This is a genomic window from Thioclava sp. UBA3469 (assembly GCF_002378135.1).
Lineage (GTDB): Bacteria > Pseudomonadota > Alphaproteobacteria > Rhodobacterales > Rhodobacteraceae > Thioclava > Thioclava sediminum.
In genome coordinates, this window is sequence record NZ_DFRG01000058.1 from 18,093 (window position 1) to 40,690 (window position 22,598).

Consider the following 22,598-nt stretch of genomic DNA (forward strand, 5'->3'; position numbering starts at 1 on the left):
CGATTTTCTTCTGCGTTTTTCGTGATGCGGTTGCGGTGTCGACGAATCGCAGAGCCAAGAGGTCGCGATCACCCGCATTCCGAAGGCGTCTTATGCTGAATTCGTAACGCGTTCTAATGGGTGACGTTAGGTAAGGATTCGCGCAGGTTCCAGCGAACCGGCAGGAACTGGCCTAGGCACGCGACGGAGAGCGTACTTAGCAAGCGGTGGCGGGTGTCATCGTGCGCTGGTCGAGCAGGAAGTCGGTCACCATCGCGCCGATCCACATGCAGAACAGGGCCAGCCATGCGGTGCCTGCCAGAACGGAGGTGCCCGTCACGCCGTTGCCGATGGCGCAGCCGCCTGCGAGCATCGCACCGAAGCCCATGAAGATCGCCCCGATCATCGAGCGCCGCATCACCGGCATCGAGTCGAAGCCCTGCCATGCGAACTGGCGCGAGAAGAGCGAGCTCAGGAAAGCGCCCAGAACCACGCCGGGCACGAGGCCCACGTCGAATTCCAGCACCGAGTTGCGGTCGAGGAAGAACATCAGCGTATTGGCCGAGGGGCCCGAGAAGGTGACGGAGTTCACCGGCACCGGGTCGAAAGCGACCTGGCTCAGCATGAAGGTCAGCACCCAGCCCACCGCGACGGCGAAGCCGACACCGGAGGCGAAAATCCACGTCTTCACGCCGATCTCGTTGCGCTTGGCCAGATACATGCCCGCGATGGCGAAGACGATGCCGACGGCCAGTCCGGTCCAGTTGGGCAGGTGCAGCGCGTCGAGGATATTCACGTTCTGCGCGCCGGTGATCCAGAGGCTCGCCAGCCGGTCACGCAGCGGCGCAAGGATGCCCTTGAGACTCATCGTGGCGGTCACCGCGAAGATCAGCCCCGAGACGACCGAGCGCAGGTTACCCGTCGCCGCCAGCACGAGAAGCCGTCCCGAACAGCCGCGCGACAGCACCATGCCGACGCCGAAGAGAAGCCCGCCGATGATCGCGCCCGACCACGAGCCCGGCACCGACATCATCCGGCTGTCGGCCTGCCGGAACAGGTCCAGAAGCTGCGCGCCCTGCACCCAGACAAGCGCAGTCGAGAAGGTCAGGAACCACACCGCGACCTTGCCGCCCAGCTTGCCGCGCGCGAATTCCACCGTGGCAGCCCGCAGGCAGAAGTTGGATTTCTGCGCGGCGACGCCGAAGATGAGCCCGGTGATCACCCCGAAAAGCGCCGCCGTAGGGCCTTCGCCGATCCGCTCGATGAGTGCGATGATGTCCATGATACGATCTCCCGTTCGCGCACGGGTTCTGTCAGAAACCGCAGAAACGCACATTGATCTGAGTCAGGTTGCACCTTTTGCAGACTTGCCGCAGGCGCTGCCGTCGCGTCTAAGGAAGGCATGATGAAGTTCCGATCCGTCGCTCTCGACGAGGCCCACGAGCTGCCGCGCTGGCGCAGACCCGAGGCGTTGCTTTACGTCATGGCCACCGCCATGCCGATCTCCTTCGCCACCTGGTCGGCGCTGCTGAATAACTTCGTCATCGACGTCGTGAATTTCGATGGCGTCGATATCGGCTGGCTGCAAAGCTTCCGCGAAGTGCCGGGCTTCCTCGCGATCGGGGTGATCGTCGTGCTCTGGGTGATGCGCGAGCAGACGCTGGCGATCCTGTCGTTGCTGCTTCTGGGCGGAGCGACGGCGGTCACCGCGCTGTTCCCGAGCTTTGCCGGGCTGATCATCGTGACGCTCCTGTCCTCGATCGGGTTTCACTATTTCCAGACGGTGAACCAGTCGCTGCAATTGCAGTGGATCGACAAGGCCAAGGCGCCGCAGACCTTGGGCCGGATCGTGGCCATCGGCTCGGGCGCCTCATTGGCGGCCTATGCGCTGCTGGTGCTGACCTGGAAGACGTTCAACCTCAGCTATGAATTCGTCTACGCCACCGCCGGGATCGCGACGATGGTGATGATGGCGGCCGCCGCGCTGATCTATCCGCAATTCCACACCCGCGAGCCGCAATCGAAGAAGTTCGTGCTGCGCCGTCGCTACTGGCTTTATTACGCGATCACCTTCATGGCGGGTGCGCGGCGGCAGATTTTCGTGGTCTTCGCCGCCTTCATGATGGTCGAGCGCTTCGGGCTGCGCGTGGATGAGATCACCGCGCTCTTCCTGATCAACTTCGCGGTCAACATGGCCGCAGCCCCCGCGATGGGCCGCTTCGTGCATCGCTTCGGCGAGCGCCGGGCGTTGATCTTCGAATATGTCGGGCTGACGCTGCTGTTCCTCGCCTATGGCGGCATCTACTGGTTCGGCTGGGGCATCTGGCTGGCCTGCGCGCTTTACGTGGTCGATCATCTGCTGTTCGCTCTGGCCTTCGCGCAGAAGACCTATTTCCAGAAGATCTGCGACCCCGAGGATATCGCGCCCACCGCCGCCGTCGCCTTCACGATCAACCATATCGCGGCTGTCTTCCTGCCGGTGACGCTGGGCTATCTGTGGATGGTCTCGCCCGGCGCGGTCTTCGGGCTGGCGGCCTCGATGGCGGTAATCTCGCTGGGGCTCGCGCTGCTGGTGCCGCGTCACCCCTCGAAAGGCTACGAGACGGTGCTGCAAGGCCTCGGTCCGGTTCCGGCGTGACGCCCGCTTGAACTGGAAATTCCGCCGCTCCGCGCCTATCTGAGAGGGGCGCGAAAGGGAGATTTACCATGCTGTTCGGAAAACCCGCCACCATTCCCACCAAGGCCGAAGCCCTGCCGGGCCGCGCCGAAGCGATGCCTCTGGCAGAGCCGCATTTCCTCTGGGGCCGCGACCTGCGGTCGCCCGTGCCCGAGGGCATGGAAGAGGCGATGTTCGGCATGGGCTGCTTCTGGGGCGTCGAGCGCATGTTCTGGAACACCGATGGCGTCTGGCTGACCATGGTCGGCTATGCGGGCGGCCCCACGCCCAACCCGACCTATCGCGAGGTCTGCACCGGCATGACCGGCCATAACGAGGTCGTCCGCGTGATCTACGACCCCGCCAAGGTCAGCTACGAAGACCTGCTGCGCGTCTTCTGGGAGGGTCACGACCCGACCCAAGGGATGCGCCAGGGCAATGACCGCGGCACGCAGTATCGTTCGGGCATCTACACCTACACGGATGCGCAGAAAGAGGCGGCCAAAGCCTCGCGCGACGCCTATGCCGAGCGCCTGCAGGCGGCGGGCTACGGCACGATCACGACCGAGATCACCGACGCGCCGCCCTTCTACTATGCCGAGGATTATCACCAGCAATATCTGGAGAAGAACCCCGGCGGTTATTGCGGCATCGGCGGCACCGGCGTGACCTGCCCGATCGGGCTGAACGCGTGATCTGATGCGTGTGCGGGCCGCTTGACGGCTCGCGCCCGCGGCCCTAAGCCCGGGCGCAACCATCCCGAGGAGCGCGCCCATGACCACCTTCACCGCCTTTACCACGCTGGCCGATCGCGAGGCCGCCGAGGCGCTGTCCGAACGTCTCGAAGAGCTCGATCCCGGCCCCTACGGCACCGGCGTGTTCGAGATCGAGGACGGGTCGGGCCGCTACGAGGTTTCGGGCTATTTTCTCGAGGCCCCCGACGACGTGGCGCTGGACCTGCTGGCGATCTCGCACGGGGCGCAGCCCTTCGTCGTCTCGGAAATCCCGGAAACCGATTGGGTCGCCCATGTGCGGCGCGAACTGGCCCCGGTGCGCGCGGGCCGCTTCTTCCTCTATGGCAGCCATGACGAGGACAAGATCCCCGCGGATGCGATCGCGCTGCGGATCGATGCGGCGATGGCCTTCGGGACGGGCCATCACGGAACCACCTCCGGCTGCCTGACCGCGCTCGACGATCTGGCGAAGGAAGGTCATACCTTCCACAACGTCGCCGATATCGGCTGCGGCACCGCCGTTCTGGCGATGGCGGCGGCGAAGCTCTGGCCCGAGCCGGTTCTGGCCTCCGATATCGATCCGGTCGCGGTGGAGACGGCGGCGGCGAATGTCGCGGTGAACGGGCTCGAAGGCCGCGTGATCTGCATCGAGGCTGCGGGCTTCGGCGATCCGCGCCTGAAAGAGGCCGCGCCCTTCGATCTGATCTTCGCCAATATCCTCAAAGGCCCGCTCGTCGCGCTCGCCCCCGAAATGGGCCGCAACTGCGCCGAATCGGGCTTCGTGATCCTGAGCGGGATCCTCAACGAACAGGCCGATGAAGTGGTCGCCGCCTATCAGGCGCAGGGCTTTGTTTCCCATTCGCGTAAGGAATTCGGCGAATGGACGACATTGGCCATGCAGCGCGCCTAATCCGCCACAAATCCGCTCCGATTGCGGTAAGGATTGCTTTACCCTGACCTGAGAAATTGCCTTTGGGGCATCGCAGTTAACGGGGTTTGCCATGCGCGATCCACAAATCGAGTCTTTTGAGAAGCGCCTGCATCGGATCGACCAGATCCATCAAGCAGGCGGTGCATTCGAGGCGTCCGGTGCATTGGGGCGCAGCTATTTCGATTCCATGCGCCCGAAATCGCGCCGCAGTTTCCCGCTGCGCGGTGTGGCGCTGATCTTTGCCGGTATTTTGCTGGTGAAGGGCGCGATGCTCGCGCAGGTGGGCCAGGAGAGCTACGAGGCGCGCGTCGCAAGCCTCGCGGGTGGCTCGCAATTCGAACGGGTGGGGGCCTGGATCATGCATGCCGACCCGATCACCCGCAAGATCGCAGGGCTACTCGCGCCGTATATCGGCTGAACGCCAAAGCCATTACGAAAAAAGAAAGGGCTGCGCCGTTGCCGGGGCAGCCCTTTTCGCATGACCTGTCGGTCGCGTTAGCGCAGGCGCGCCACGTCGAGCCGGGTCAGGCCGATATCGTCCAGCGCGCGGTCGCTGAGCTTCATCAGCGCCTTGCGGGTGACGCGTGCGTCGTTCCAGTCGTGCAGGGCTGCGATCAGCGAGGTAAAGACGCTCGGTCGGGCGCTGCGGCTCATGCGGGTGTTGATATCCATCGAAGCCATGGGGGGGGGATCCTTCAGTTCACAAACTGCTCAAGTTTCGGGCAATACATCTTCTGAAGCGCAGATAAGACTGGCAGGGTGCGAAAACAATCTCAGTTTTGGCAGCCCCGCCATGCAGGAATCGCATGTGATATGAGGCCGGTTTTTGCATGCCCTCTGGCCGATGTTCCCTTTTCGTGCTAGTTCTTGCGAAACAACACGAGAACGAGGCAGGGCAAATGCGGGTGATCGGGATCGATCCGGGGTTACGCAATCTCGGATGGGGCGTAATCGAGATGGACGGATCGCGACTCAGGCACGTCGCGAACGGGATTCTCCACTCCGAAGGTAAGGATTTGGCAAAGCGCCTGCTGGTGCTGCACGAAGGGCTGAGCGCGGTCATCGCGACCCACACGCCTGAAGCGGCAGCGGTGGAGCAGACCTTCGTCAACAAGGACGCGGTGGCGACGCTGAAACTTGGGCAGGCGCGCGGCATTGCGCTTCTGGCCCCGGCGCAGGCCGGGCTCGAGGTCGGCGAATACGCTCCGAACGCGATCAAGAAAACGGTCGTCGGCGTCGGCCATGCCGACAAGACGCAGGTGCAGCATATGGTGCGCCATCAACTGCCCGGCGTGCAGTTCGAAGGCGCCGATGCGGCCGATGCGCTCGCCATTGCGATCTGCCACGCCTTCCACCTGCAATCGGCGGCTCGGATGAATGCGGCGCAGCTTTCCCGCGATGCCTTGGGCACAACCCAACGGAGGCGCGCATGATCGGTCGCATCGCAGGGGTCATCATTCACCGCGCGCTCGACCATGTCATGATCGACGTGCGCGGCGTGGGCTATGTCGTCCATGTCAGCCAGCGCACCGCTCAATCGTTACCGCCCGTGGGCGAGGCCTGCGCGCTCTATACCGATCTGCTGGTGCGCGAGGACCTGCTCCAGCTTTTCGGCTTCCCGACGCTCTTGGAGAAGGAATGGCACCGGCTGCTGACCTCGGTGCAGGGGATCGGCGCGAAAGCTTCGCTCGCGATCCTCGGCACGCTCGGCGCGGAGGGGCTGGGGCGTGCGATCGCGCTGGGCGACTGGTCGGCGGTGAAATCCGCCCCCGGCGTCGGCCCGAAGCTTGCCCAACGCGTCGTGCTGGAGCTGAAGGAGAAAGCTCCGACCGTCATGGCGATGGGGGCGGAGTTTACCGTCGATGCCACCCCCGAGGTGATCGAGGACGCGCCCGCCAAGAAGCCCGCGAAGAAAGCAGCGCCCGCTGCCACGCCGAAGGTCAACTTCACCGCCGAGGCGATCTCCGCGCTCACCAATCTCGGCTATGCGCCCTCGGACGCGGCCGGGGCCGTCGCGCAGGCCAATGACGACCCGGAGGTCACCGACACGGCGAAGCTGATCCGCGCGGCGCTAAGGCTCTTGGCCCCAAAGGATTGACCTCTTCCTCTTGGTAAAAATATCCCGGGGTGCGGGGCAGAGCCCCGCTTGCTCCCCTCCGCCAAAGGCGCGACAGTAAATGACGATGAGCGAACCCGATCCCACCCTGCGGCCCGACCGCCTGCCCGAAGACGCCGACCGCGCCCTGCGCCCGCAGGCGCTGGAGGAATTCACGGGCCAGGCCGAGGCCCGCGCCAATCTGCGCGTCTTCATCGAAAGCGCCAAGATGCGCAGCCAGGCGATGGATCACACGCTGTTCCACGGCCCGCCCGGTCTGGGCAAGACGACGCTCGCGCAGATCATGGCGCGCGAGCTGGGCGTGAACTTCAAGATGACCTCGGGGCCGGTGCTCGCCAAGGCGGGCGATCTCGCTGCGATCCTGACCAATCTCGAGGCGCGCGACGTGCTCTTCATCGACGAGATTCACCGGATGAACCCGGCGGTGGAGGAAGTGCTCTACCCCGCGATGGAGGATTTCGAGCTCGATCTGGTGATCGGCGAGGGCCCTGCCGCGCGCACTGTGCGGATCGAGTTGCAGCCCTTCACGCTGGTCGGCGCCACCACGCGACTCGGCCTGCTGACGACGCCGCTGCGCGACCGCTTCGGCATCCCGACACGGCTGCAATTCTACACCGAAGACGAGCTGGACTTGATCGTGACGCGCGGGTCGCGGCTTCTGGGTATCCCGTCCGACCCCGAGGGCACCCGCGAGATCGCCAAGCGCGCCCGGGGTACCCCGCGCATCGCCGGACGTCTGCTGCGCCGGGTCGTCGATTTCGCGCTGGTCGAAGGCGACGGGCGGCTGACTCGCGAGATCGCGGACCGCGCGCTGACGCGGCTTGGCGTCGACAATCTCGGTCTCGACGGGGCGGACCGGCGCTACATGATGCTGATGGCCGATCATTACGGCGGCGGGCCGGTGGGGGTGGAGACGCTCTCGGCCGCGCTGTCAGAAAGTCGCGACGCGATCGAAGAAGTCATCGAACCCTACCTGTTGCAACAGGGCCTGATCAGCCGCACCCCGCGTGGTCGGATGCTGGGCGCGCGGGCGTGGCGGCATCTGGGGCTCGAGGCACCGAAACCCGCCACCCCGCAGACGGACCTCTTTGGCGATGGCTGACCCCTTGGCACGTTTCGAGATCACCGAGGCGGAGATCGACCGCGTCGTGGCGCGCTTCTACGAGCGCGTGCGCAGCCACGCGATGCTCGGTCCGGTCTTTGCGGTGCATGTCACCGACTGGCCCACCCATGAGGACAAGGTCGCGCGGTTCTGGAAGAACGCGATCCTGCGCAAACCGGGCTATGATGGCTCGCCCATGCAGGTCCACCGCGCGGCAGGCAATGTGCGCCCGGGAATGTTTTCAACCTGGCTCGCGGAATTCGACAAGGTGCTGATCGAGGAACTGTCGCCCGAACAGGCGGCGGGTTGGTCGGCGCTCGCCCATCGCATCGGCATGAGCCTGCGGCAGGGCGTGGTCGAGCGTGAGACGCTTCCGGGCGGGATTCCGAAGCTGAAATAGGCGAGGGGGCTCTGCCCCCGCTCCTTCGGAGCCCGCCGGGATACTTCTGCCAAGAGGAAGAGGCTCAGTCCTCTTTCTTCCCGAACACGCCCGTCAGAGACCGGCCGATCAGATTGGTCACGCGCGGCTTTTGCAGCTTCCGGAAGGGCATCGGGCGGCAGACCTCCAGCGCGGCGATCCCGACCCGGGCGGTGAGTGCCCCGTTGATCACGCCTTCGCCGAAGCGGCGCGAGAGTTTCGAGACCAGATGGCCGCCGGTGACCGTCTCGATCAGATCGTCGCCCGCCGCCACCGCACCGGTCGCGACGAGATGGGTCATCACCGTGCGCGCCAGCCGGATCGAGCCGAGCGTGCCCGAGCGCCCGCCATAGATTTCCGCGATGCGCCGGATCATCCGGAGGTTTGCGGTGAGCGCGGTGAAGACGTCGGCCAGCGCCAGCGGCACGACGGCGGTCACCGTGGCGACGGTGCGCGCGGCAGCTTCGATCTCGAGCCGGGCGGTGGCGTCCAGCGGGCCCATCAGTTCAGTTTCTGCCAGTCCCATCAGCGTGTCGGTGTCGAGCACCTCGCCCGTTTGCTCGGCCAGCCGCTTGCGCGCCCAGTCCATCTCGGGCCGCGCGGCATAGAGGCCCGAGACATGGGCCGTGACCTTGCGCGCGCGGCTCAGATCATCTTCGCTCAGCGCTTCCGAGACTTCCTTATGGACCTTGTCGAGCCGCGCCAGCCGCGAGAAGGCGGCGATCTCGCGCCCGGTGATCAGTAGCGCGCCAAGCGCGAAGGCCGCGACCAGCGCGGTGCCGATCCAGCCGAGGATCGGATGGGTGGCAAACAGCCCGTCGATGAAACGCCAGAGCGCGACGGAGATCAGGAAGCCCACCAGCGCCACGCTCGCGCGCCAGAAGAACCGTACGATGGGCGAGGTGCGCCGCGCCCCCAGCCGTGTCGCGATCTGCATGGCGCGGCCTTCGAGCCGCTCCTCGGTCGCATGCGGCATATCCTCGATCGGTGCGGCCTCGGCGGGCGAGGGCGCGTCCTCGATCTCGATCATCACCGGTTTTTTCATAGCTTGTCCCCGATCAGGAAATCGGCCGCGCGGTCGAGCCGGATATGCGGCGGGCCTTCGCCGGGTCGCAGGATTACCGGAGCCGGGGCGAAGTTCATGATCGAATAATCCTCGTCGAGCCACGTGGAGGCCCCTTGCGCCGCGGGCGAGAGAAGCTGCGCCGGGTCGGCGGGCAATTCGCCGGGATAGAGCGCGACCGACTTGCCACTCTCCAGCCGCCCGCGCACGGCCTGCAACTCCGCCCCGTCATGCGAGAGGGTTTCTTCCGTGGTGCTTCGCAGCGCCGCGATCGACAGGGCCAGTGTCTTCGCGCCCGCGAAATCGGCCCGGTCCTTGGCCTCGCGCAGCAGCGCGCCGGTGATCGCGGTCAGGCGGGCGTGTTGGGTGTGGTGCAGGTGATCGGCCTTGGTGGCGGCGAAGAGGATCTTCTCCACCCGCTTGCCGCCGATCAGCGAGGTCAGCCAGCTTGCGCGTCCCGGTCGGAAGGCCGCCAGAATATCGGCCATCGCCTGGCGCAGATCGTCGAGCGCGGCGGGCCCGGAATGGATCGCGCCCAGCACGTCGACCAGCACCACCTGTCGGTCGATCTTGGCGAAATGGTCGCGGAAGAAGGGGCGCACGACCTCGCGTTTATAGGCGTCGTAGCGGCGCTCCATCTCGCGCCGGAGCGAGCCGCGCGGGGCGTCGCCCGCAGGCAGCGGCGCGAAGGTTAGCGCAGGCGATCCGGCCATCTCGCCGGGCAGCAGGAAGCGCCCCGGCGTGCAGTCGGAGAATCCCGCATCGCGCGCAGCGACCAAATAGCGGGTGAAGCCCGCCGCCAGCGCCTTGGCCTGCGGCTCGGTGAATTCGGCCGTGCCATCCGTCGCCTCGGATTGCGCCAGATATTCCGCGCCTTGAGGGCGGTTCGGGAGACGCGCCAGCGCCTCCGCCGACCACTCGGCATAGCTTTTGTCCATCAGCCCGAGATCGAGCAGCCATTCGCCGGGGTAATCCACGATATCGAGATGCACGACGCGCGGCCCGCGCACCGCGCCCAGCATCCCGCGCGGCTGGATGCGGAAGGACAGCCGCAGCTCCGAGACGGCGCGCGTGCCCTCGGGCCAATGCGGCGACGGGCCGGTCAGCGCGGCAAGGTGACTCTCATAATCGAAACGTGGCACTGTATCGTCGGGCTGCGGCTGCAGATAGGCAGCGGTGATATCCGACGCCGATCCCAGCGCAGGCATCCGCCCGCGATCCAGCAGGTTCGCGACCAGCGAGGTAATGAACACGGTCTTGCCCGCGCGCGACAGCCCCGTCACGCCGAGCCGGATCACCGGTTCGAACAGCGCCTCCGAGACCGAATGGCCCATGCCCTCGATCCCGCGTGTGATCCCGTCCGCAATGTCGGAAATGCCCAAAGCCCGGCCCCTCACTCTCGTTCACGGACAAGATAAGCAGCGGAGAGTGTTAATGAAAGAGAGGGCGGACACGCGGCCCGCCCTCTGTATCTTTCCTCCGCCCCGGATCGGTCTCAGACCGCGAGACAGATATATTTCATCTCGAGATAATCCTCGACGCCGTGATGCGACCCCTCGCGGCCCAGGCCGGACTGCTTCACGCCGCCGAACGGGGCGAGCTCGGTCGAGATCAGGCCGGTGTTCACACCGACGATCCCGTATTCCAGACCTTCCTGAACGCGGGTGATGCGGCCCACGTCGCGGGCGTAGAAATAGCTCGCAAGGCCGAAGATCGTGTCATTGGCCTTGGCGATCGCCTCCTGCTCGGTCTCGAATTTGAAGAGCGGGGCGACGGGGCCGAAGGTTTCCTCATGCGAGACCTTGGCCTCCTGCGTGACCCCGGTCAGCACGGTCGGCTGGAAGAAGGTGCCGCCCATTTCGTGACGTTCGCCGCCGGTGACGATCGAGCCGCCATGATCGAGCACGTCCTGAATATGCTCCTGCACCTTCTTGACCGCGTCCTCGTTGATCAGCGGACCGGCCTCGACGCCTTCCTTGAGACCGTCGCCCACCTTGAGGGCGTTGACGGCCTTGGCCAGCTTCTCGGCGAAGGCGTCATAGACCCCGGACTGGACATAGATGCGGTTGGCGCAGACGCAGGTCTGACCGTTATTGCGGAATTTCGACGCCATCGCGCCTTCGACCGCGGCGTCGAGATCGGCGTCGTCGAACACGATGAAGGGCGCGTTGCCGCCCAGTTCCATCGAGCATTTCATCACCTGATCCGCCGCCTGACGCAGCAGGATGCGGCCCACCTCGGTCGAGCCGGTGAAGGTCAGCTTGCGCACCGTGTGGTTCTCGCAGAATTCCTTGCCGATATCGGAGGCTTTCGCGGAGGTGATGACCGAGAGGATGCCTTTGGGCAGGCCCGCGCGTTCGCCCAGCACCGCCATCGCCAGCGCCGAAAGGGGCGTCTCGGAGGCCGGGCGGCAGACGAAACCGCAGCCCACGGCGAGCGCCGGGCCCGCCTTGCGCGCGATCATCGCGTTGGGGAAGTTCCAGGGCGTGATCGAGGCGGCGACCCCGATCGGCTGCTTAATTACGGTGATCCGCTTGTCGCGCTGATGGCCCGGGATCGTCTCGCCATAGACCCGCTTGGCCTCTTCGCCGAACCATTCGATGAAGCCTGCGCCATAGGCGATCTCGCCCTTCGCCTCGGCGAGCGGCTTGCCCATCTCGGCGGTCAGGATCGCGCCGAGGTCGTCCTGGTTCTCCATCATCAGGTCGTACCATTTGCGCATGATCTGCGCGCGTTCCTTGCCGGTGCGCGCGGACCAGTCCTTCATCGCCTCCTCGGCGGCGGCGATGGCGCGGGCGGTTTCGGCGCGGCCCAGATCGGGCACGGTGCAGATCACGTCACCCCGCGCGGGGTTGGTCACGTCGAAGGTGGTGCCGTCATCGGCATCGACCCATTCGCCCGCGACGAGGGCCTTGGTCACCAGAAGCGAGGGATCCTTTAGGATGGATTTGAGGTCGGTCTTGTCGTCGAGCATGATGTCCTCCGAAGGGCTGGATGGGTCGTCCGGTCAATGCGCCGGGCTTTTTGATGTTCCGTAACGGCTGCGCCAGCAGGGCTGCAGATCGCCGGGTTGTTCTTTGGCTTCATAGATGGCGCGGGCGATGGCGCGGGCAAGCACGCATGACGCCGCATGGCCAAGCTGGAACGGATCGCGGAGCGGATCGGCCAAGGGCTTCTCGCCGGTCGCGGCAGCGAAGATCAGATCGCCATCCATCGGCGTATGCGACGGCACGATGGCCCGCGCCATGCCGTCATGGGCAGCCGTGGCCATGCGCTGCGCCTGCGCTTGGGTGAGCGCGGCGTCGGTTGCGACGATGGCGATGGTGGTGGCCTCGCCCTGACGTTTCATCGGTTCGGGCTCGGCGCTGGGATCATGGTTTGGCGCAGGGCCGAAACCGCCGAACTCGCCCGCGATTTCCCAAGGTGCGGCCCAGAAATGCGGGCCCTCGCCGACGGTCACCGAGCCAAGCGCGTTCACCGCCACCAGCGCGCCGACCGTGAAGCCGCTCTCTAATACAGCCGAAGCCGAGCCAAGCCCGCCTTTGAAAGTCCCGGTCATCGCGCCAAAGCCCGCCCCGACGCTGCCGATCTCGAACCGCTCTGTGGCCGCCTCGAGCGCCGCGCGCCCAAGCCCGGGATAGGGCGTCTCGGTCCAACTCTTGTCGCCACCGTTGAGCAGATCGAACAGGATCGCGCCGGGCACGATCGGCACGCGCTGATCGCCCACCGCGAAACCGCGCCCTTGCGCGCGCAGCCCTGCCATCACCCCGTCGCAGGCGCCAAGCCCGAAGGCCGAGCCGCCCGAGAGCACAAGCGCATCGACCTCCTGCACCAGCTTGTCCGGCGCCAGAAGATCGGTCTCCCGCGTCCCCGGCGCGCCGCCCATCACCTGCACCGCTGCCGTGAAGGGGCGCTCGCCGACCAACACGCTCACGCCCGAGCGCAGGCCCACGTCCGCAGCATTGCCCACACGCAGCCCGGCGATATCGGTGATCAGATTGTTCGGCCCTGCCTTCATCTTCCTCTTGGTCCAAATATCCTGGGGGTTTGGGGGCAACGCCCCCAACTCAACGCCCTGCGTTCAGATACAACGCCCGCCATCGACCTCCATCGCGACGCCGGTGATCATGCTCGCCTCGTCCGAGCACAAAAACAGCGCCGCGTTCGCCATGTCCTCGGGCGTCGAGAACCGCCCCAGCGGGATGGTCGAGAGAAACTTCGCGCGGATTTCCGGCGTGTCCTCGCCCATGAAGCTTTTCAGAAGCGGGGTCTCTCCGGCGACCGGGTTGATCGCGTTGACGCGGACCCCGGAGGGCGCAAGCTCCACCGCCATCGCGCGGGTCGCGGTGATCATCCAGCCCTTCGAGGCATTGTACCAGCTCAGGTTCGGCCGCGGGCTGACGCCGGCGGTGGAGGCCACGTTCAGGATCGCGCCCGCGCCGCGCGCTTTCATCCCCGGCACGATATGGCGCGCGGTCAGATAGACCGATTTCGCGTTCACGGTGAGGACGCGGTCGAACTCCTCCTCGGTCACCTCCTCCATCGGTTTGGGCAGATGGGTGGTCCCTGCGTTGTTCACGAGAATGTCGATCTGCCCGAAGGCCTCGCGCGCGGCCTGCGCCAGTTCAGCGACATCTGCATCGCGGCTGACATCCACGGTGCAGGCCACGCCGCCGATCTCGTCGGCGATGGCCTGCGCGGCCTCGGCGTTGAGATCCGCGACCAGAACCCGCGCACCCTCGGCGGCGAAGCGGCGCGCGATCCCCGCGCCGAAGCCTGACCCGGCGCCGGTGACGATCGCGCTTTTGCCTTCCAGTCTCATCGGTGCTCCTCCTCGGGGCCTACTGTTGTCGCAGGACACATCGGGTGCAAGGGGGCTCTGCCCCCGGTCTGGCGGCCCTTCGCTTGCGCTTCGGGCGTTCGCCGGGGCGTCCTTCCACTGGAAGGTCGCTGATCCCGCCTCACCCCCGAGATATTTCCGCCAAGCCGAAACCCTCAGCCATGCCAGGCGGCGACGGTTTTCAGGGTGGAGAAGCCGTAGAGCGCCTCGAACCCTTTCTCGCGCCCGTGCCCGGATTTGCCGATGCCGCCGAAGGGAAGCTCCACGCCCCCGCCCGCGCCGTAATTGTTCAGAAAGACCTGTCCGGCGCGCAGACGGCGGGCGAGCCGCATCGTCCGCCCGCCATTCTCCGACCAGACCGAGGCGACGAGCCCGTAGTCTGTGCCATTCGCGATGGCGACGGCCTCTTCTTCGTCCTCGAAGGGGATGACGATCTGAGCCGGGCCGAAGATTTCCTCCTGCGCGAGCCGATGCGCGCTGTGGCCGCCGCCGATCAGGGTCGGCGCGACGTAATGGCCGCCTGCGGGGACGTCCTCGGCGATCCGACCTTGGGCGGCGATAGTGAGGTCGGAGGCAAGCGCCAGATAGCCCTCGACGATCTCTTTCTGCCGCCCCGAGATCAGCGGGCCGAGGTCGTGATCGCCAAGCGCGGGCCCCGCCGTCAGGCCACGATAGCGCGCGGCCATTTTCTCCAGCACCTCGTCATAGCGCGAGCGCTGCACGAGGATGCGCGAGGAGGCCGAGCAGGTCTGCCCGGCGTTCTGGATGCCTGCGTTCACGAGGAAGGGCAGCGCACGGTCGAGATCGGCATCGGCGAAGACGAGCTGCGGGGATTTGCCGCCAAGCTCCAGCGTGACGGGCACGGCATTCACTGCGGCGGCGGCCTGAATGTGCTGGCCGACCGCGACCGATCCGGTGAAGGAAATATGCTGGATGCCGGGATGGGCTGAGAGCGCGGCCCCGGCCTCCTCTCCCAGACCCGGCACGATATTGAGCGCCCCGGCTGGCATCCCCGCTTCTTGCGCGATCCGCCCGAAGGCCAGCGCGGTGAGCGAGGCTTCCTCGGCAGGTTTCACGACCGCCGCGTTGCCCATCGCCAGCGCCGCTGCGACCGAGCGTCCAATGATCTGCATCGGGTAGTTCCACGGCACGATATGTGCAGTCACGCCATGCGGCTCGCGCAGCGTGTAGGCGGTGTAGCCGTTGAGATAGGGGATCGTCTCGCCCATCACCTTGTCGGCGGCCCCGCCATAGAATTCGAGATAGCGCGCCAGTGCCGCGACATCGGCGCGCGCCTGCGTCAGCGGTTTGCCGACATCGAGCGCCTCGATCACGGCGAGATCCTCGGCATGGGCCAGCACGAGCCCGGACATCTTCAGCAGGAGCCGCCCGCGCTCTGCCGCGCTCAGCTGTCCCCATTCGCCTGCAAGCGCCGCCTGTGCGGCCTCGACCGCCGCGTCGATCTCCGGCTTGCCGCCCCGGGCGATCTGCGCCATCTCGCGACCATCCGAGGGGCATTCCACGGGAAGGCGCGCATCGGGCTTGCGCCAGACGCCTCCGATCAACATCTCCTCGGGGTCGAACCAAAGCGGCAAACTCATGCGCGGCACCTCCTCTTGTCACGCGATTTCGCAGCACGCTCGGCGCGCGCGCGCGGAAAATCAAGAGGGCAGGAATCTGCCGGGGTGAGCCTGATCACATTCATGTGAGTGTGAGTGGAGGGAACTTTCCCCTATCTAGCCCCTTGAATGACGGAACCGGGCCGAAGGCCCACCGGAAAAAGAGACAGGAAATTGCAAGTGACCGCGAGTTATTCGACGCTCAAACGCGCAATCCGCCCGGCCATGCTCTTCGGGCTGGCTGGCATCTTGGCTGCCTGCGCGAGTGCGCCGGAACAGCGCTATGCGCAACCGACCCAGTCGACGAAGGCCGTGCCCGCCGAATATCAGGCGCGCGAAGATGACGGGAAAACCATCCCGGCGATCAGTCCGAAATATCTGGTGGAGCGCAACCGCCGCCAGGTCGTGCCCTATCACGGGCCCGAGGCTGTCGGGACGATCGTCGTCGATCCCTATGCGCGTTTCCTCTACTACATCACCGCGCCGGGCAAGGCAGAGCGCTACGGCGTCGCAGTCGGTCGCGATGGCAAGACCTTCTCGGGGGATGCCACGATCAAGCGTAAGCAGGAATATCCGAGCTGGACGCCGACGCAGAACATGATCCAGGAAGATCCCGACCTCTACGGGCCGCTGAAAGACGGTCTGCCGGGTGGTCTGGACAACCCGCTGGGCGCGCGTGCGCTCTATCTCTACCAGGGTAATCGGGATACCTATTACCGCATCCACGGCACGATGGATCCGTCCTCGATCGGGCGTGCGACCTCGGCTGGCTGTATCCGTCTGTTCAATCAGGACATCATCGACCTGTTCGCGAAAGTGCCGAAGGGCACGCCGGTGAAGGTGCGCAGCCGCGCCGAGAGCCTCGAGATGGAAGGTCCGGTCGTGCAGCTGCATTCGGGCTATGTGGTCTCCGCCTATAATCAGGTGGCGATCAACGAGGACGAGGCCGCGTGGAAAGCCGGCCAGATCCCCGATCAGCAGAAGGTCGAGGAAGAGCAGCATCAGGCGTCGGTTGCGATGGCCCAAGAGGTCGGCGGCTCGGGCGAGACTGCCAGCTCCACCGTCGATTGCGGCTATTCCGGCACCGGCACCTGCGTCGATACCACCAACTGATCGAGCCGATCTTTTCGGAAAAATATTCACGGCGCGGGGGCAACCTCGCGCCGTTTTTCTTGGGCCGCGACGCCTCCAGAGCCGCGCCAAATGACGCGATACGCGCCCCGATGCCGCAGCGTTTGCGCGTTCACGTCTTTCCTTGCGGGCCGGGTGACGCTAGGACTCGCGCGCAAGCAGATCAGGAGGATGCCATGAGCGTCACCGGAACCACGCGGCAGAAAATGCCCGCAGATATTCTCGCGATGAAGGGCGGCGCGCCGATCGTTTGCCTGACCGCCTATACTACGCCGATTGCGAAACTGGTCGACAGCCATTGCGATCTCGTGCTGGTCGGCGACTCGGTGGGCATGGTGCTCCACGGGCTGCCCTCGACGCTGGGCGTGACGATGGAGATGATGATCCTCCACGGCCAGGCGGTCGCACGCGGGCTGTCGAACGCGCTGATGGTGATCGACATGCCGTTCGGGTCGTATGAGGAAAGCCCGGCGCAGGCGTTCCGCAACGCGTCGCGCTTGATGGCCGAGACCGGCGCGGGGGCGGTGAAGCTCGAAGGTGGGGCGCATATGGCCGAGACCATCGCCTTTCTGACCGCGCGCGGTATCCCGGTGCAGGCCCATATCGGGCTGACCCCGCAATCGGTGAACACGCTGGGCGGCTACAAGGTGCAGGGCCGCGGCGACAGCCGGGCGCGTCTGGTCAAGGATGCGAAGGCGGTGGCCGAGGCGGGTGCGTTCTCGGTGGTGCTCGAGAAAGTGCCGCAGGGGCTGGCCGACGAGATCACCGCGATGGTCGCTATCCCCACCGTCGGCATCGGCGCGGGCGCGGGCTGCGACGGGCAGGTGCTGGTGGTCGATGACATGCTGGGCCTCTTCACCGATTTCAAACCGAAATTCGTCAAGCGCTTCGGCCAGCTCGGTCAGGAAGCCGAAGCCGCCGTCGCCGATTACGCAGCCGAGGTGCGCGACCGCAGCTTCCCGGCAGCCGAGCACAGCTTCGCCGACGAGGTGAAGAAATGACGCAGGTGATCCGCAAGGCCGCCGAACTGCGCGACAAGGTGGCGGCGTGGAAACGCTCGGGGATGCTGGTCGGTGTGGTGCCGACGATGGGTGCGCTGCACGACGGCCACCTCAGCCTCGCCCGCGCCGCGCGCAAGCAATCGGACCGCGTGATCGTGACGGTCTTCGTGAACCCGATGCAGTTCAACAACGCCTCGGATCTCGACAAATACCCGCGCGACGAGGCGCAGGATCTGGCGCTTCTGGAAGCCGAAGGGGTCGACGTGCTCTTCGCGCCGGGCGTGGACGAGGTCTATCCCGACGGGTTCGCGACCACCGTGTCCGTCGCGGGCATCACCGAGCCGCTGGAGGGCGCGTTCCGGCCCGGCCATTTCGATGGCGTGGCGACGGTCTGCTCGAAGCTCTTCGGCATGACGCAGGCGGGGCGCGCGTTCTTCGGCGAGAAGGACTGGCAGCAATTGCAGGTGGTCCAGCAGCTCACCCGCGATCTCAACATGCCGATCCGCATCATCGGCTGCCCGACCATCCGCGAAGAGGACGGTCTGGCGATGTCCTCGCGCAATGTGCGGCTGACGGCTGAGGAGCGCGAACTGGCGCCGCGTCTGCATACGGTGATGCAGGAGACTGCTGCGAAGATCCGCGACGGCGTGCCTGTCGAGGGCGCGCTCAACGATGCGAAAGCCGAGCTGAAAGACGCGGGCTTCGGCGCGCTCGATTATCTCGAACTGCGCACGGTCGACGGGCTGAAACCCGCGACGGACCTGTCGCAACCGGCGCGGATGCTCGTCGCGATCTGGCTGGGCGATGTGCGCCTGATCGACAATATCGCCGTCTGAGGTCGAGAGGGGGCGCGGCCCCCGCGGCTCCGCCGCCCCCCGGGATATTTCGACAAGAGCGAAGAAGGAGGGAATGCTCCTTCCCCTTGGTCCAAATATCCCGGGGTGAGGCGCGGCACGCGTCGAGGGGCAGCGCCCCTAGGGACCCAGCAGTTCTGCCAGAACCAGCGCCATGACCTTCGCGCTGTCGGCCATATCCTCGATACCGACCCATTCGTCGGGCTGATGGGCGAGCTCCAGAAGGCCCGGCCCGTAGGCGATGCAATTCTGCAGCCGCCCGATCCGGTCGATATGTTTCTGGTCATAGGTGCCGGGCGAGACTACATAAGCCGCCTCGCGGCCCAGCACCGCCTCGATCGCCGCGGCGGTGGAGCGCACGATCGGCGCGCCCTTGTCGGTCATCGTGGGCTGCACCTCGAACAGGTCGCGGATTTCATAGCGGAAGCTCGGACGCTGGGCTTTCACGCGCTCCATCAGGTCGATGATCTCGGTCTTCACCTCGGCGAGGTCTTCCTCGATCAGAAAGCGCCGGTCGATCACGATGCGGCAGCGATCGGCGACGCAGGGCGTGGGCAGGCCGGTGTAATCTGCCCCTTCTTCCGGCGCGCCGCCATGGATCGAATTGACGTTCAGCGTCGAGGCCCGCGCGCCTTCGGGGATCACGGGCATCTCGGTCTGCTTGCCCAGAAGGAGCGGGTAGAGCGTCTCCTCCATCTCGCTGAGAACGGCGCTCATATGGCGGATCGCGCTGTCGCCGAGAAACGGCATCGAGCCATGCGCGATACGGCCATGGGTCTCGATCTCGGCCCACCAGACGCCGCGATGGCCGAGGCAGATCTGGTCCTTGTGCAGCGGCTCGGGGATGATGACATGCTGCAGGCGGGTGGGATCGAAGCGGCCCTGCTCGGCCAGATAGGCCACGCCGCCATAGCCGCCCGATTCCTCGTCGGCAGTGGCGGAAATCTCGATACTGCCCGCGAAATCGGGGCAGGTGTCGAGGAACGCCTCCGCCGCGATCACCGAGGCCGCCAGCCCGCCTTTCATGTCGCAGGAACCGCGCCCGTAGATGCGGTCTCCGTCGATCTCGGCCCCAAACGGGTCGCGGGTCCAGCCATGGCCGATCTCGACCACGTCGTGATGCGAGTTGAAATGCACGCAGTCGCCGGGGCGCGCGCCCTCGATGCGGGCGACGAGGTTCCAGCGCGGATAGGTCTCGCTGTCGCCGGGCGCGCCATGGGCGCGGATCAATTCGGTCGTGAAGCCGCGTTCGGAGAGATAGGCGGCGAGAAAATCGCAGATTTCGCGGTAATTGCGCCCCGGCGGGTTCAGCGTCGGGATGCGGATCAGTGCCTGGGTCAGCGCGATCAGTTCGTCGCGGCGCGCGTCGATGGCGGATTTCAGGCGGGTGGCGAGGTCCATGCCCAAGGCTAGCGCCGGGCGCTGCCGCCGGCCAAGCGAAAACGCAAGGTTTGAAAACACATGGCTTTTACCGCCCCCGCGCGCTATTGCGGTGCAAATTCCTACGGAGGGACCGGATGAACCTGTTCTTGGCCTTCGCACTCGTGCTTTGCATTGCGGTCGGAGGGTGGCTGTCGAAATACGACTGGGCGAAGCTTTTGGCGCTGGTGCCCGTCGCGATGATCGTGCCCGCTTTCTATATGACCGGCACCGCCTGCGGTGCGGGCTTCGTGCTGCATTTCTTCTCCGACACGGCAAGCTGCTCGAACGGCTATGTGCCGCGCCAGATGTTCGCCGCGACCTATGTGCTCGCGCTGATTCCGGTCGCGGCTTCGGCCATCGTGATCAAGCTGATCCGGATCGGCATGGCGCGCCGGAAGGGCTGATCTGGTCAACCGTGCCGCCGCGGCCTAGGCTTGCGACAGCGAGGGGCAAGGAGGGCGCGCGATGCTGGCCTTCATTCGACTGGCGATCTTCGGGCTGATCGTGCTGACGGTCCTGTTCTGGCTGGTGCGTCTCTATGCCCGGTCGGTCCGGCGCGAGGCGCTGGAAGAGGATTGGAACGAGGCCGCCGCCGAGGGCCGTGCCGAGACCACGCGCGATACCTTCGTCGAGGCCGGGATGCGGGACTATGAGAAAAGCCTGCTGCGTAAGCTGATCTGGCTGGTCTATGTCCTGCCGATCGTCGTGGTGGGGCTCATTATCTATCTGATGAATTACAGGTGAGAATCCGATGCGTTACGTGAAATGGGGCTTCTGGCTGGTCGTGATCGGCTTCGTCGCGGTGTTCCTGCATTACAACCTGCCGCGCCATGACATCGTGCGGATCGTCGGCACAGAGGTGCGCCGCGTCGATTTCGGCGAGAACTCGATCTTCTGGGCTGCGCCTGACGTCGGCACCGCGAGTGCGACCAGCCGCGACGTGCGTTTCATCAACTCGGTGCGTCCCAACGGCAAGACACTGGTCTTCCGCAACGAGGATACCGGTTGGGGCTGGCCGCCCTATTTCAAACTCGACAGTTCGGATCTGCAGGCGCAGGCGGAGTCACTGATCTCGACCTCGGCCGATCCGATCTGGGTATCGGTGACGCGATATGGCTGGCGCTCGCGCTGGCTAACGATCTACCCAAACGCGGTCGGGCTGAAGGTCGTGCCGGGGCCGGATACGCGGATCATTCCCTGGGGCAGCATCATCATCCTGACGCTTCTGGTGATTGTCTTGCTGACGATCCGGGCGATGTGGCGACAGTTCCGCCAACGCTCGATCGACCCGTTATTCGAGGATGCGAGTGAGGCCTGGGACGACGCCGAAGAGGGCGCGAAAGGCTGGTTCGACCGCTTCATCGGGCGCAAGTGAGACGCGGGTGCAAGGCCGGCAGGCCGCGCCCGACTCAGACCGACGCCTAAACGCAAAAGCCCCGCCACTGGAAGGCGGGGCTTTCGATAATCAGGCGATCTGCGCTTACGCGTTGGCGGCGCGGATCTGCTCGGCGGCGTCCTTGTTGAAGCTCACGCCCTTGGTCTCGAACAGCTGGTCCAACTCGCCCGAGAGGGTCATCTCGGTGATGATGTCGCAGCCGCCGACGAATTCGCCTTTGACGTAGAGCTGCGGGATGGTCGGCCAGTCCGAATAGTCCTTGATGCCCTGGCGGATGTCCTGATCCGCGAGCACGTTGACGTCCTTGTAGGTCACGCCCATGAAGTTGAGCACGCCCGCGACGCGGCTCGAAAACCCGCATTGCGGCATGTCCTTGGTGCCCTTCATGAAGAGAACGACGTCATTCTCTGAGATTTGCTGGGCGATTTGGTCTTGCGCGTTCATCTTCCGTATCCTTCGGTTTGCCTTCGCCGCGACGGAGTCCGCGAAGGCCATGTTTCAGAAGCCGGGGAATGCCCCGGAAAAATATGCAAAACACCCGGAGCCCGCGCCCGATCGCGTAGAGCAGCAGCAACGCAAGCCCGAGTGTATCCATCGTGTCATTCGGGCGCTTTGGTGGTCAAAGCGAGCGCGTGCAGCACTCCGTTCGGCCCGTCCATCGCCCCTTTGAGCGCGGCATAGACCGCGCGCTGTTGCTGGACGCGGTTCTTGCCGCGGAAGCTCTCGTCGATGACCTCCGCCGCCCAATGATTCCCGTCCCCGGCGAGATCGGTGATCGTGATCTTGGCATCGGGGAATTCGGCCCGGATCAGGGCTTCGATGTCATGGGCTTCCATTGCCATAAATAGGGCTCCTCGTCCTTTGCCGCAAACTTAAGTGGCGCGGCGGCTGGCTGCAAGGGGATGCGCAGGGGCGCGGGCCTATGCGGTGGCCGCTGGCGGGTGCAATCGCGACAGGAAAAACATGAGCGTCGCGATGACCACGCTGCCGATGAACATCGCGGCGGCTCCGGCGGCCGTTACGGGCAGGGAATGGCCCGGTGCGCCGATCTCTCCGGCGAGCAGGAAGCACATGTTGATGTCGATCCCCATCAGCGTGGTGCGAGGATGGGCGCGCAGCAGCGCACCGCCCGCGATGAAGGCGAAGGCGAGGATCAGAAGCTCGGTCTGATCGCCGCCCGACAGATGCGTGAGCCCGCGATAGGCGACTGCGGCGAGCACCCCAAGCGCGACACCGGGCACAAGGAAGCGCACGGCAGGGCGCGGATTCGGCATGGAGCCCAGCACCGAGGAGAAGACGATCACCGAAAGCGCGGCGGCTGTTGCGGCGGGGTGGG

At 65.6% G+C, this 22,598-nt stretch carries 26 protein-coding genes; 14 read left to right on the forward strand and 12 right to left on the reverse strand.

Annotated features, from left to right (window positions below):
- Positions 1-196: 196 nt before the first annotated feature.
- Positions 197-1,261, reverse strand: coding sequence for a YeeE/YedE family protein (locus tag B3D39_RS04750; protein ID WP_274961739.1), 1,065 nt, complete (start codon positions 1,259-1,261; stop codon positions 197-199).
- 123 nt (positions 1,262-1,384) lie between these two features.
- Between B3D39_RS04750 and B3D39_RS04755 the strand changes: the two genes are divergently transcribed.
- The 4 genes from B3D39_RS04755 to B3D39_RS04770 all read left to right on the forward strand — a co-directional run bounded on the left by B3D39_RS04755 (position 1,385) and on the right by B3D39_RS04770 (position 4,718).
- Positions 1,385-2,617, forward strand: a complete 1,233-nt coding sequence (locus tag B3D39_RS04755; RefSeq protein WP_274961740.1) for an MFS transporter — start codon at positions 1,385-1,387, stop codon at positions 2,615-2,617.
- 68 nt (positions 2,618-2,685) lie between these two features.
- A complete protein-coding gene (gene msrA, locus B3D39_RS04760) occupies positions 2,686-3,330 on the forward strand; it encodes a peptide-methionine (S)-S-oxide reductase MsrA (RefSeq protein ID WP_274961741.1) in 645 nt (214 codons plus the stop codon).
- Positions 3,331-3,409: 79 nt separating this feature from the next.
- Positions 3,410-4,279, forward strand: coding sequence for a 50S ribosomal protein L11 methyltransferase (locus B3D39_RS04765; RefSeq protein ID WP_274961742.1), 870 nt, complete (start codon positions 3,410-3,412; stop codon positions 4,277-4,279).
- A gap of 91 nt (positions 4,280-4,370) precedes the next feature.
- Positions 4,371-4,718, forward strand: a complete 348-nt coding sequence (locus B3D39_RS04770) for a hypothetical protein (RefSeq protein WP_274961743.1) — start codon at positions 4,371-4,373, stop codon at positions 4,716-4,718.
- A gap of 77 nt (positions 4,719-4,795) precedes the next feature.
- Here the strand turns inward: B3D39_RS04770 and B3D39_RS04775 are convergent, their stop codons facing one another.
- Positions 4,796-4,981, reverse strand: coding sequence for a DUF1127 domain-containing protein (locus B3D39_RS04775; protein ID WP_078522067.1), 186 nt, complete (start codon positions 4,979-4,981; stop codon positions 4,796-4,798).
- Between the two features lie 218 nt (positions 4,982-5,199).
- Here B3D39_RS04775 and ruvC point away from each other — a divergent pair, with 218 nt between their 5' ends.
- From ruvC to B3D39_RS04795, 4 genes are all read left to right on the forward strand, one after another.
- Positions 5,200-5,733 (forward strand): crossover junction endodeoxyribonuclease RuvC, encoded by a 534-nt coding sequence (gene ruvC / locus B3D39_RS04780; RefSeq protein WP_274961744.1) that lies wholly within the window; start codon positions 5,200-5,202, stop codon positions 5,731-5,733.
- Positions 5,730-6,398, forward strand: a complete 669-nt coding sequence (gene ruvA / locus B3D39_RS04785; RefSeq protein ID WP_078522065.1) for a Holliday junction branch migration protein RuvA — start codon at positions 5,730-5,732, stop codon at positions 6,396-6,398. Before ruvC ends, ruvA begins: the two co-directional genes overlap by 4 nt.
- Positions 6,399-6,483: 85 nt before the next feature.
- Positions 6,484-7,518, forward strand: a complete 1,035-nt coding sequence (ruvB, locus tag B3D39_RS04790) for a Holliday junction branch migration DNA helicase RuvB (RefSeq protein WP_088720487.1) — start codon at positions 6,484-6,486, stop codon at positions 7,516-7,518.
- Positions 7,511-7,918 (forward strand): group III truncated hemoglobin, encoded by a 408-nt coding sequence (locus tag B3D39_RS04795; protein WP_078602163.1) that lies wholly within the window; start codon positions 7,511-7,513, stop codon positions 7,916-7,918. Before ruvB ends, B3D39_RS04795 begins: the two co-directional genes overlap by 8 nt.
- A gap of 64 nt (positions 7,919-7,982) precedes the next feature.
- Here the strand turns inward: B3D39_RS04795 and B3D39_RS04800 are convergent, their stop codons facing one another.
- From B3D39_RS04800 to B3D39_RS04825, 6 genes are all read right to left on the reverse strand, one after another.
- The gene (locus B3D39_RS04800; protein ID WP_274961745.1) at positions 7,983-8,981 is read right to left on the reverse strand and encodes a YcjF family protein; all 999 of its coding nucleotides are present in this window, start codon (positions 8,979-8,981) and stop codon (positions 7,983-7,985) included.
- The gene (locus tag B3D39_RS04805; protein WP_274961746.1) at positions 8,978-10,381 is read right to left on the reverse strand and encodes a YcjX family protein; all 1,404 of its coding nucleotides are present in this window, start codon (positions 10,379-10,381) and stop codon (positions 8,978-8,980) included. The genes B3D39_RS04800 and B3D39_RS04805 overlap by 4 nt, the downstream gene beginning before the upstream one ends.
- Before the next feature lie 113 nt (positions 10,382-10,494).
- Positions 10,495-11,973 (reverse strand): NAD-dependent succinate-semialdehyde dehydrogenase, encoded by a 1,479-nt coding sequence (locus tag B3D39_RS04810; protein ID WP_286789422.1) that lies wholly within the window; start codon positions 11,971-11,973, stop codon positions 10,495-10,497.
- Between the two features lie 33 nt (positions 11,974-12,006).
- Positions 12,007-13,017 (reverse strand): P1 family peptidase, encoded by a 1,011-nt coding sequence (locus B3D39_RS04815; RefSeq protein WP_274963497.1) that lies wholly within the window; start codon positions 13,015-13,017, stop codon positions 12,007-12,009.
- 63 nt (positions 13,018-13,080) lie between these two features.
- Positions 13,081-13,821, reverse strand: a complete 741-nt coding sequence (locus B3D39_RS04820) for an SDR family oxidoreductase (protein WP_274963496.1) — start codon at positions 13,819-13,821, stop codon at positions 13,081-13,083.
- Between the two features lie 173 nt (positions 13,822-13,994).
- A complete protein-coding gene (locus B3D39_RS04825; RefSeq protein WP_274963495.1) occupies positions 13,995-15,440 on the reverse strand; it encodes an aldehyde dehydrogenase family protein in 1,446 nt (481 codons plus the stop codon).
- A gap of 198 nt (positions 15,441-15,638) precedes the next feature.
- Between B3D39_RS04825 and B3D39_RS04830 the strand changes: the two genes are divergently transcribed.
- The 3 genes from B3D39_RS04830 (at position 15,639) to panC (ending at position 18,426) form a co-directional block, all read left to right on the forward strand.
- Positions 15,639-16,571 (forward strand): L,D-transpeptidase, encoded by a 933-nt coding sequence (locus B3D39_RS04830; protein ID WP_338113658.1) that lies wholly within the window; start codon positions 15,639-15,641, stop codon positions 16,569-16,571.
- A 194-nt stretch (positions 16,572-16,765) separates the two neighbouring features.
- On the forward strand, positions 16,766-17,590 hold the full coding sequence (panB, locus tag B3D39_RS04835; protein WP_078540330.1) for a 3-methyl-2-oxobutanoate hydroxymethyltransferase: 825 nt from the start codon (positions 16,766-16,768) through the stop codon (positions 17,588-17,590).
- Positions 17,587-18,426 carry a pantoate--beta-alanine ligase gene (gene panC / locus B3D39_RS04840; protein ID WP_274963494.1) on the forward strand — a complete coding sequence of 280 codons (840 nt, stop codon included), beginning with the start codon at positions 17,587-17,589 and terminating at the stop codon, positions 18,424-18,426. The genes panB and panC overlap by 4 nt, the downstream gene beginning before the upstream one ends.
- A 138-nt stretch (positions 18,427-18,564) precedes the next feature.
- On the opposite strand, the gene B3D39_RS04845 is transcribed toward panC, so the two are convergent.
- Positions 18,565-19,845 (reverse strand): acetylornithine deacetylase/succinyl-diaminopimelate desuccinylase family protein, encoded by a 1,281-nt coding sequence (locus tag B3D39_RS04845; protein WP_274963493.1) that lies wholly within the window; start codon positions 19,843-19,845, stop codon positions 18,565-18,567.
- A gap of 116 nt (positions 19,846-19,961) precedes the next feature.
- Between B3D39_RS04845 and B3D39_RS04850 the strand changes: the two genes are divergently transcribed.
- The 3 genes from B3D39_RS04850 (at position 19,962) to B3D39_RS04860 (ending at position 21,241) form a co-directional block, all read left to right on the forward strand.
- A complete protein-coding gene (locus tag B3D39_RS04850) occupies positions 19,962-20,270 on the forward strand; it encodes a hypothetical protein (protein ID WP_078522055.1) in 309 nt (102 codons plus the stop codon).
- A 61-nt stretch (positions 20,271-20,331) separates the two neighbouring features.
- Positions 20,332-20,610 (forward strand): hypothetical protein, encoded by a 279-nt coding sequence (locus B3D39_RS04855; RefSeq protein ID WP_134330208.1) that lies wholly within the window; start codon positions 20,332-20,334, stop codon positions 20,608-20,610.
- Positions 20,611-20,617: 7 nt separating this feature from the next.
- A complete protein-coding gene (locus B3D39_RS04860) occupies positions 20,618-21,241 on the forward strand; it encodes a DUF1523 family protein (protein WP_078602154.1) in 624 nt (207 codons plus the stop codon).
- Between the two features lie 105 nt (positions 21,242-21,346).
- Here the strand turns inward: B3D39_RS04860 and grxD are convergent, their stop codons facing one another.
- From grxD to B3D39_RS04875, 3 genes are all read right to left on the reverse strand, one after another.
- On the reverse strand, positions 21,347-21,706 hold the full coding sequence (gene grxD / locus B3D39_RS04865; RefSeq protein ID WP_078522053.1) for a Grx4 family monothiol glutaredoxin: 360 nt from the start codon (positions 21,704-21,706) through the stop codon (positions 21,347-21,349).
- A 155-nt stretch (positions 21,707-21,861) separates the two neighbouring features.
- The gene (locus tag B3D39_RS04870; protein WP_075775791.1) at positions 21,862-22,104 is read right to left on the reverse strand and encodes a BolA/IbaG family iron-sulfur metabolism protein; all 243 of its coding nucleotides are present in this window, start codon (positions 22,102-22,104) and stop codon (positions 21,862-21,864) included.
- Between the two features lie 78 nt (positions 22,105-22,182).
- On the reverse strand, positions 22,183-22,598 hold a 416-nt coding region (locus tag B3D39_RS04875; protein ID WP_286789423.1), incomplete at its 5' end, for an FUSC family protein.

Bases quoted from the DNA above. Each gene is read 5' to 3' on its own strand.
- B3D39_RS04750 (WP_274961739.1), bottom strand. From the start codon at position 1,261: ATGGACATCATCGCACTCATCGAGCGGATCGGCGAAGGCCCTACGGCG.
- B3D39_RS04755 (WP_274961740.1), top strand. From the start codon at position 1,385: ATGAAGTTCCGATCCGTCGCTCTCGACGAGGCCCACGAGCTGCCGCGC.
- msrA (WP_274961741.1), top strand. From the start codon at position 2,686: ATGCTGTTCGGAAAACCCGCCACCATTCCCACCAAGGCCGAAGCCCTG.
- B3D39_RS04765 (WP_274961742.1), top strand. From the start codon at position 3,410: ATGACCACCTTCACCGCCTTTACCACGCTGGCCGATCGCGAGGCCGCC.
- B3D39_RS04770 (WP_274961743.1), top strand. From the start codon at position 4,371: ATGCGCGATCCACAAATCGAGTCTTTTGAGAAGCGCCTGCATCGGATC.
- B3D39_RS04775 (WP_078522067.1), bottom strand. From the start codon at position 4,981: ATGGCTTCGATGGATATCAACACCCGCATGAGCCGCAGCGCCCGACCG.
- ruvC (WP_274961744.1), top strand. From the start codon at position 5,200: ATGCGGGTGATCGGGATCGATCCGGGGTTACGCAATCTCGGATGGGGC.
- ruvA (WP_078522065.1), top strand. From the start codon at position 5,730: ATGATCGGTCGCATCGCAGGGGTCATCATTCACCGCGCGCTCGACCAT.
- ruvB (WP_088720487.1), top strand. From the start codon at position 6,484: ATGAGCGAACCCGATCCCACCCTGCGGCCCGACCGCCTGCCCGAAGAC.
- B3D39_RS04795 (WP_078602163.1), top strand. From the start codon at position 7,511: ATGGCTGACCCCTTGGCACGTTTCGAGATCACCGAGGCGGAGATCGAC.
- B3D39_RS04800 (WP_274961745.1), bottom strand. From the start codon at position 8,981: ATGAAAAAACCGGTGATGATCGAGATCGAGGACGCGCCCTCGCCCGCC.
- B3D39_RS04810 (WP_286789422.1), bottom strand. From the start codon at position 11,973: ATGCTCGACGACAAGACCGACCTCAAATCCATCCTAAAGGATCCCTCG.
- B3D39_RS04815 (WP_274963497.1), bottom strand. From the start codon at position 13,017: ATGAAGGCAGGGCCGAACAATCTGATCACCGATATCGCCGGGCTGCGT.
- B3D39_RS04820 (WP_274963496.1), bottom strand. From the start codon at position 13,821: ATGAGACTGGAAGGCAAAAGCGCGATCGTCACCGGCGCCGGGTCAGGC.
- B3D39_RS04825 (WP_274963495.1), bottom strand. From the start codon at position 15,440: ATGAGTTTGCCGCTTTGGTTCGACCCCGAGGAGATGTTGATCGGAGGC.
- panB (WP_078540330.1), top strand. From the start codon at position 16,766: ATGAGCGTCACCGGAACCACGCGGCAGAAAATGCCCGCAGATATTCTC.
- panC (WP_274963494.1), top strand. From the start codon at position 17,587: ATGACGCAGGTGATCCGCAAGGCCGCCGAACTGCGCGACAAGGTGGCG.
- B3D39_RS04845 (WP_274963493.1), bottom strand. From the start codon at position 19,845: ATGGACCTCGCCACCCGCCTGAAATCCGCCATCGACGCGCGCCGCGAC.
- B3D39_RS04850 (WP_078522055.1), top strand. From the start codon at position 19,962: ATGAACCTGTTCTTGGCCTTCGCACTCGTGCTTTGCATTGCGGTCGGA.
- B3D39_RS04855 (WP_134330208.1), top strand. From the start codon at position 20,332: ATGCTGGCCTTCATTCGACTGGCGATCTTCGGGCTGATCGTGCTGACG.
- B3D39_RS04860 (WP_078602154.1), top strand. From the start codon at position 20,618: ATGCGTTACGTGAAATGGGGCTTCTGGCTGGTCGTGATCGGCTTCGTC.
- grxD (WP_078522053.1), bottom strand. From the start codon at position 21,706: ATGAACGCGCAAGACCAAATCGCCCAGCAAATCTCAGAGAATGACGTC.
- B3D39_RS04870 (WP_075775791.1), bottom strand. From the start codon at position 22,104: ATGGCAATGGAAGCCCATGACATCGAAGCCCTGATCCGGGCCGAATTC.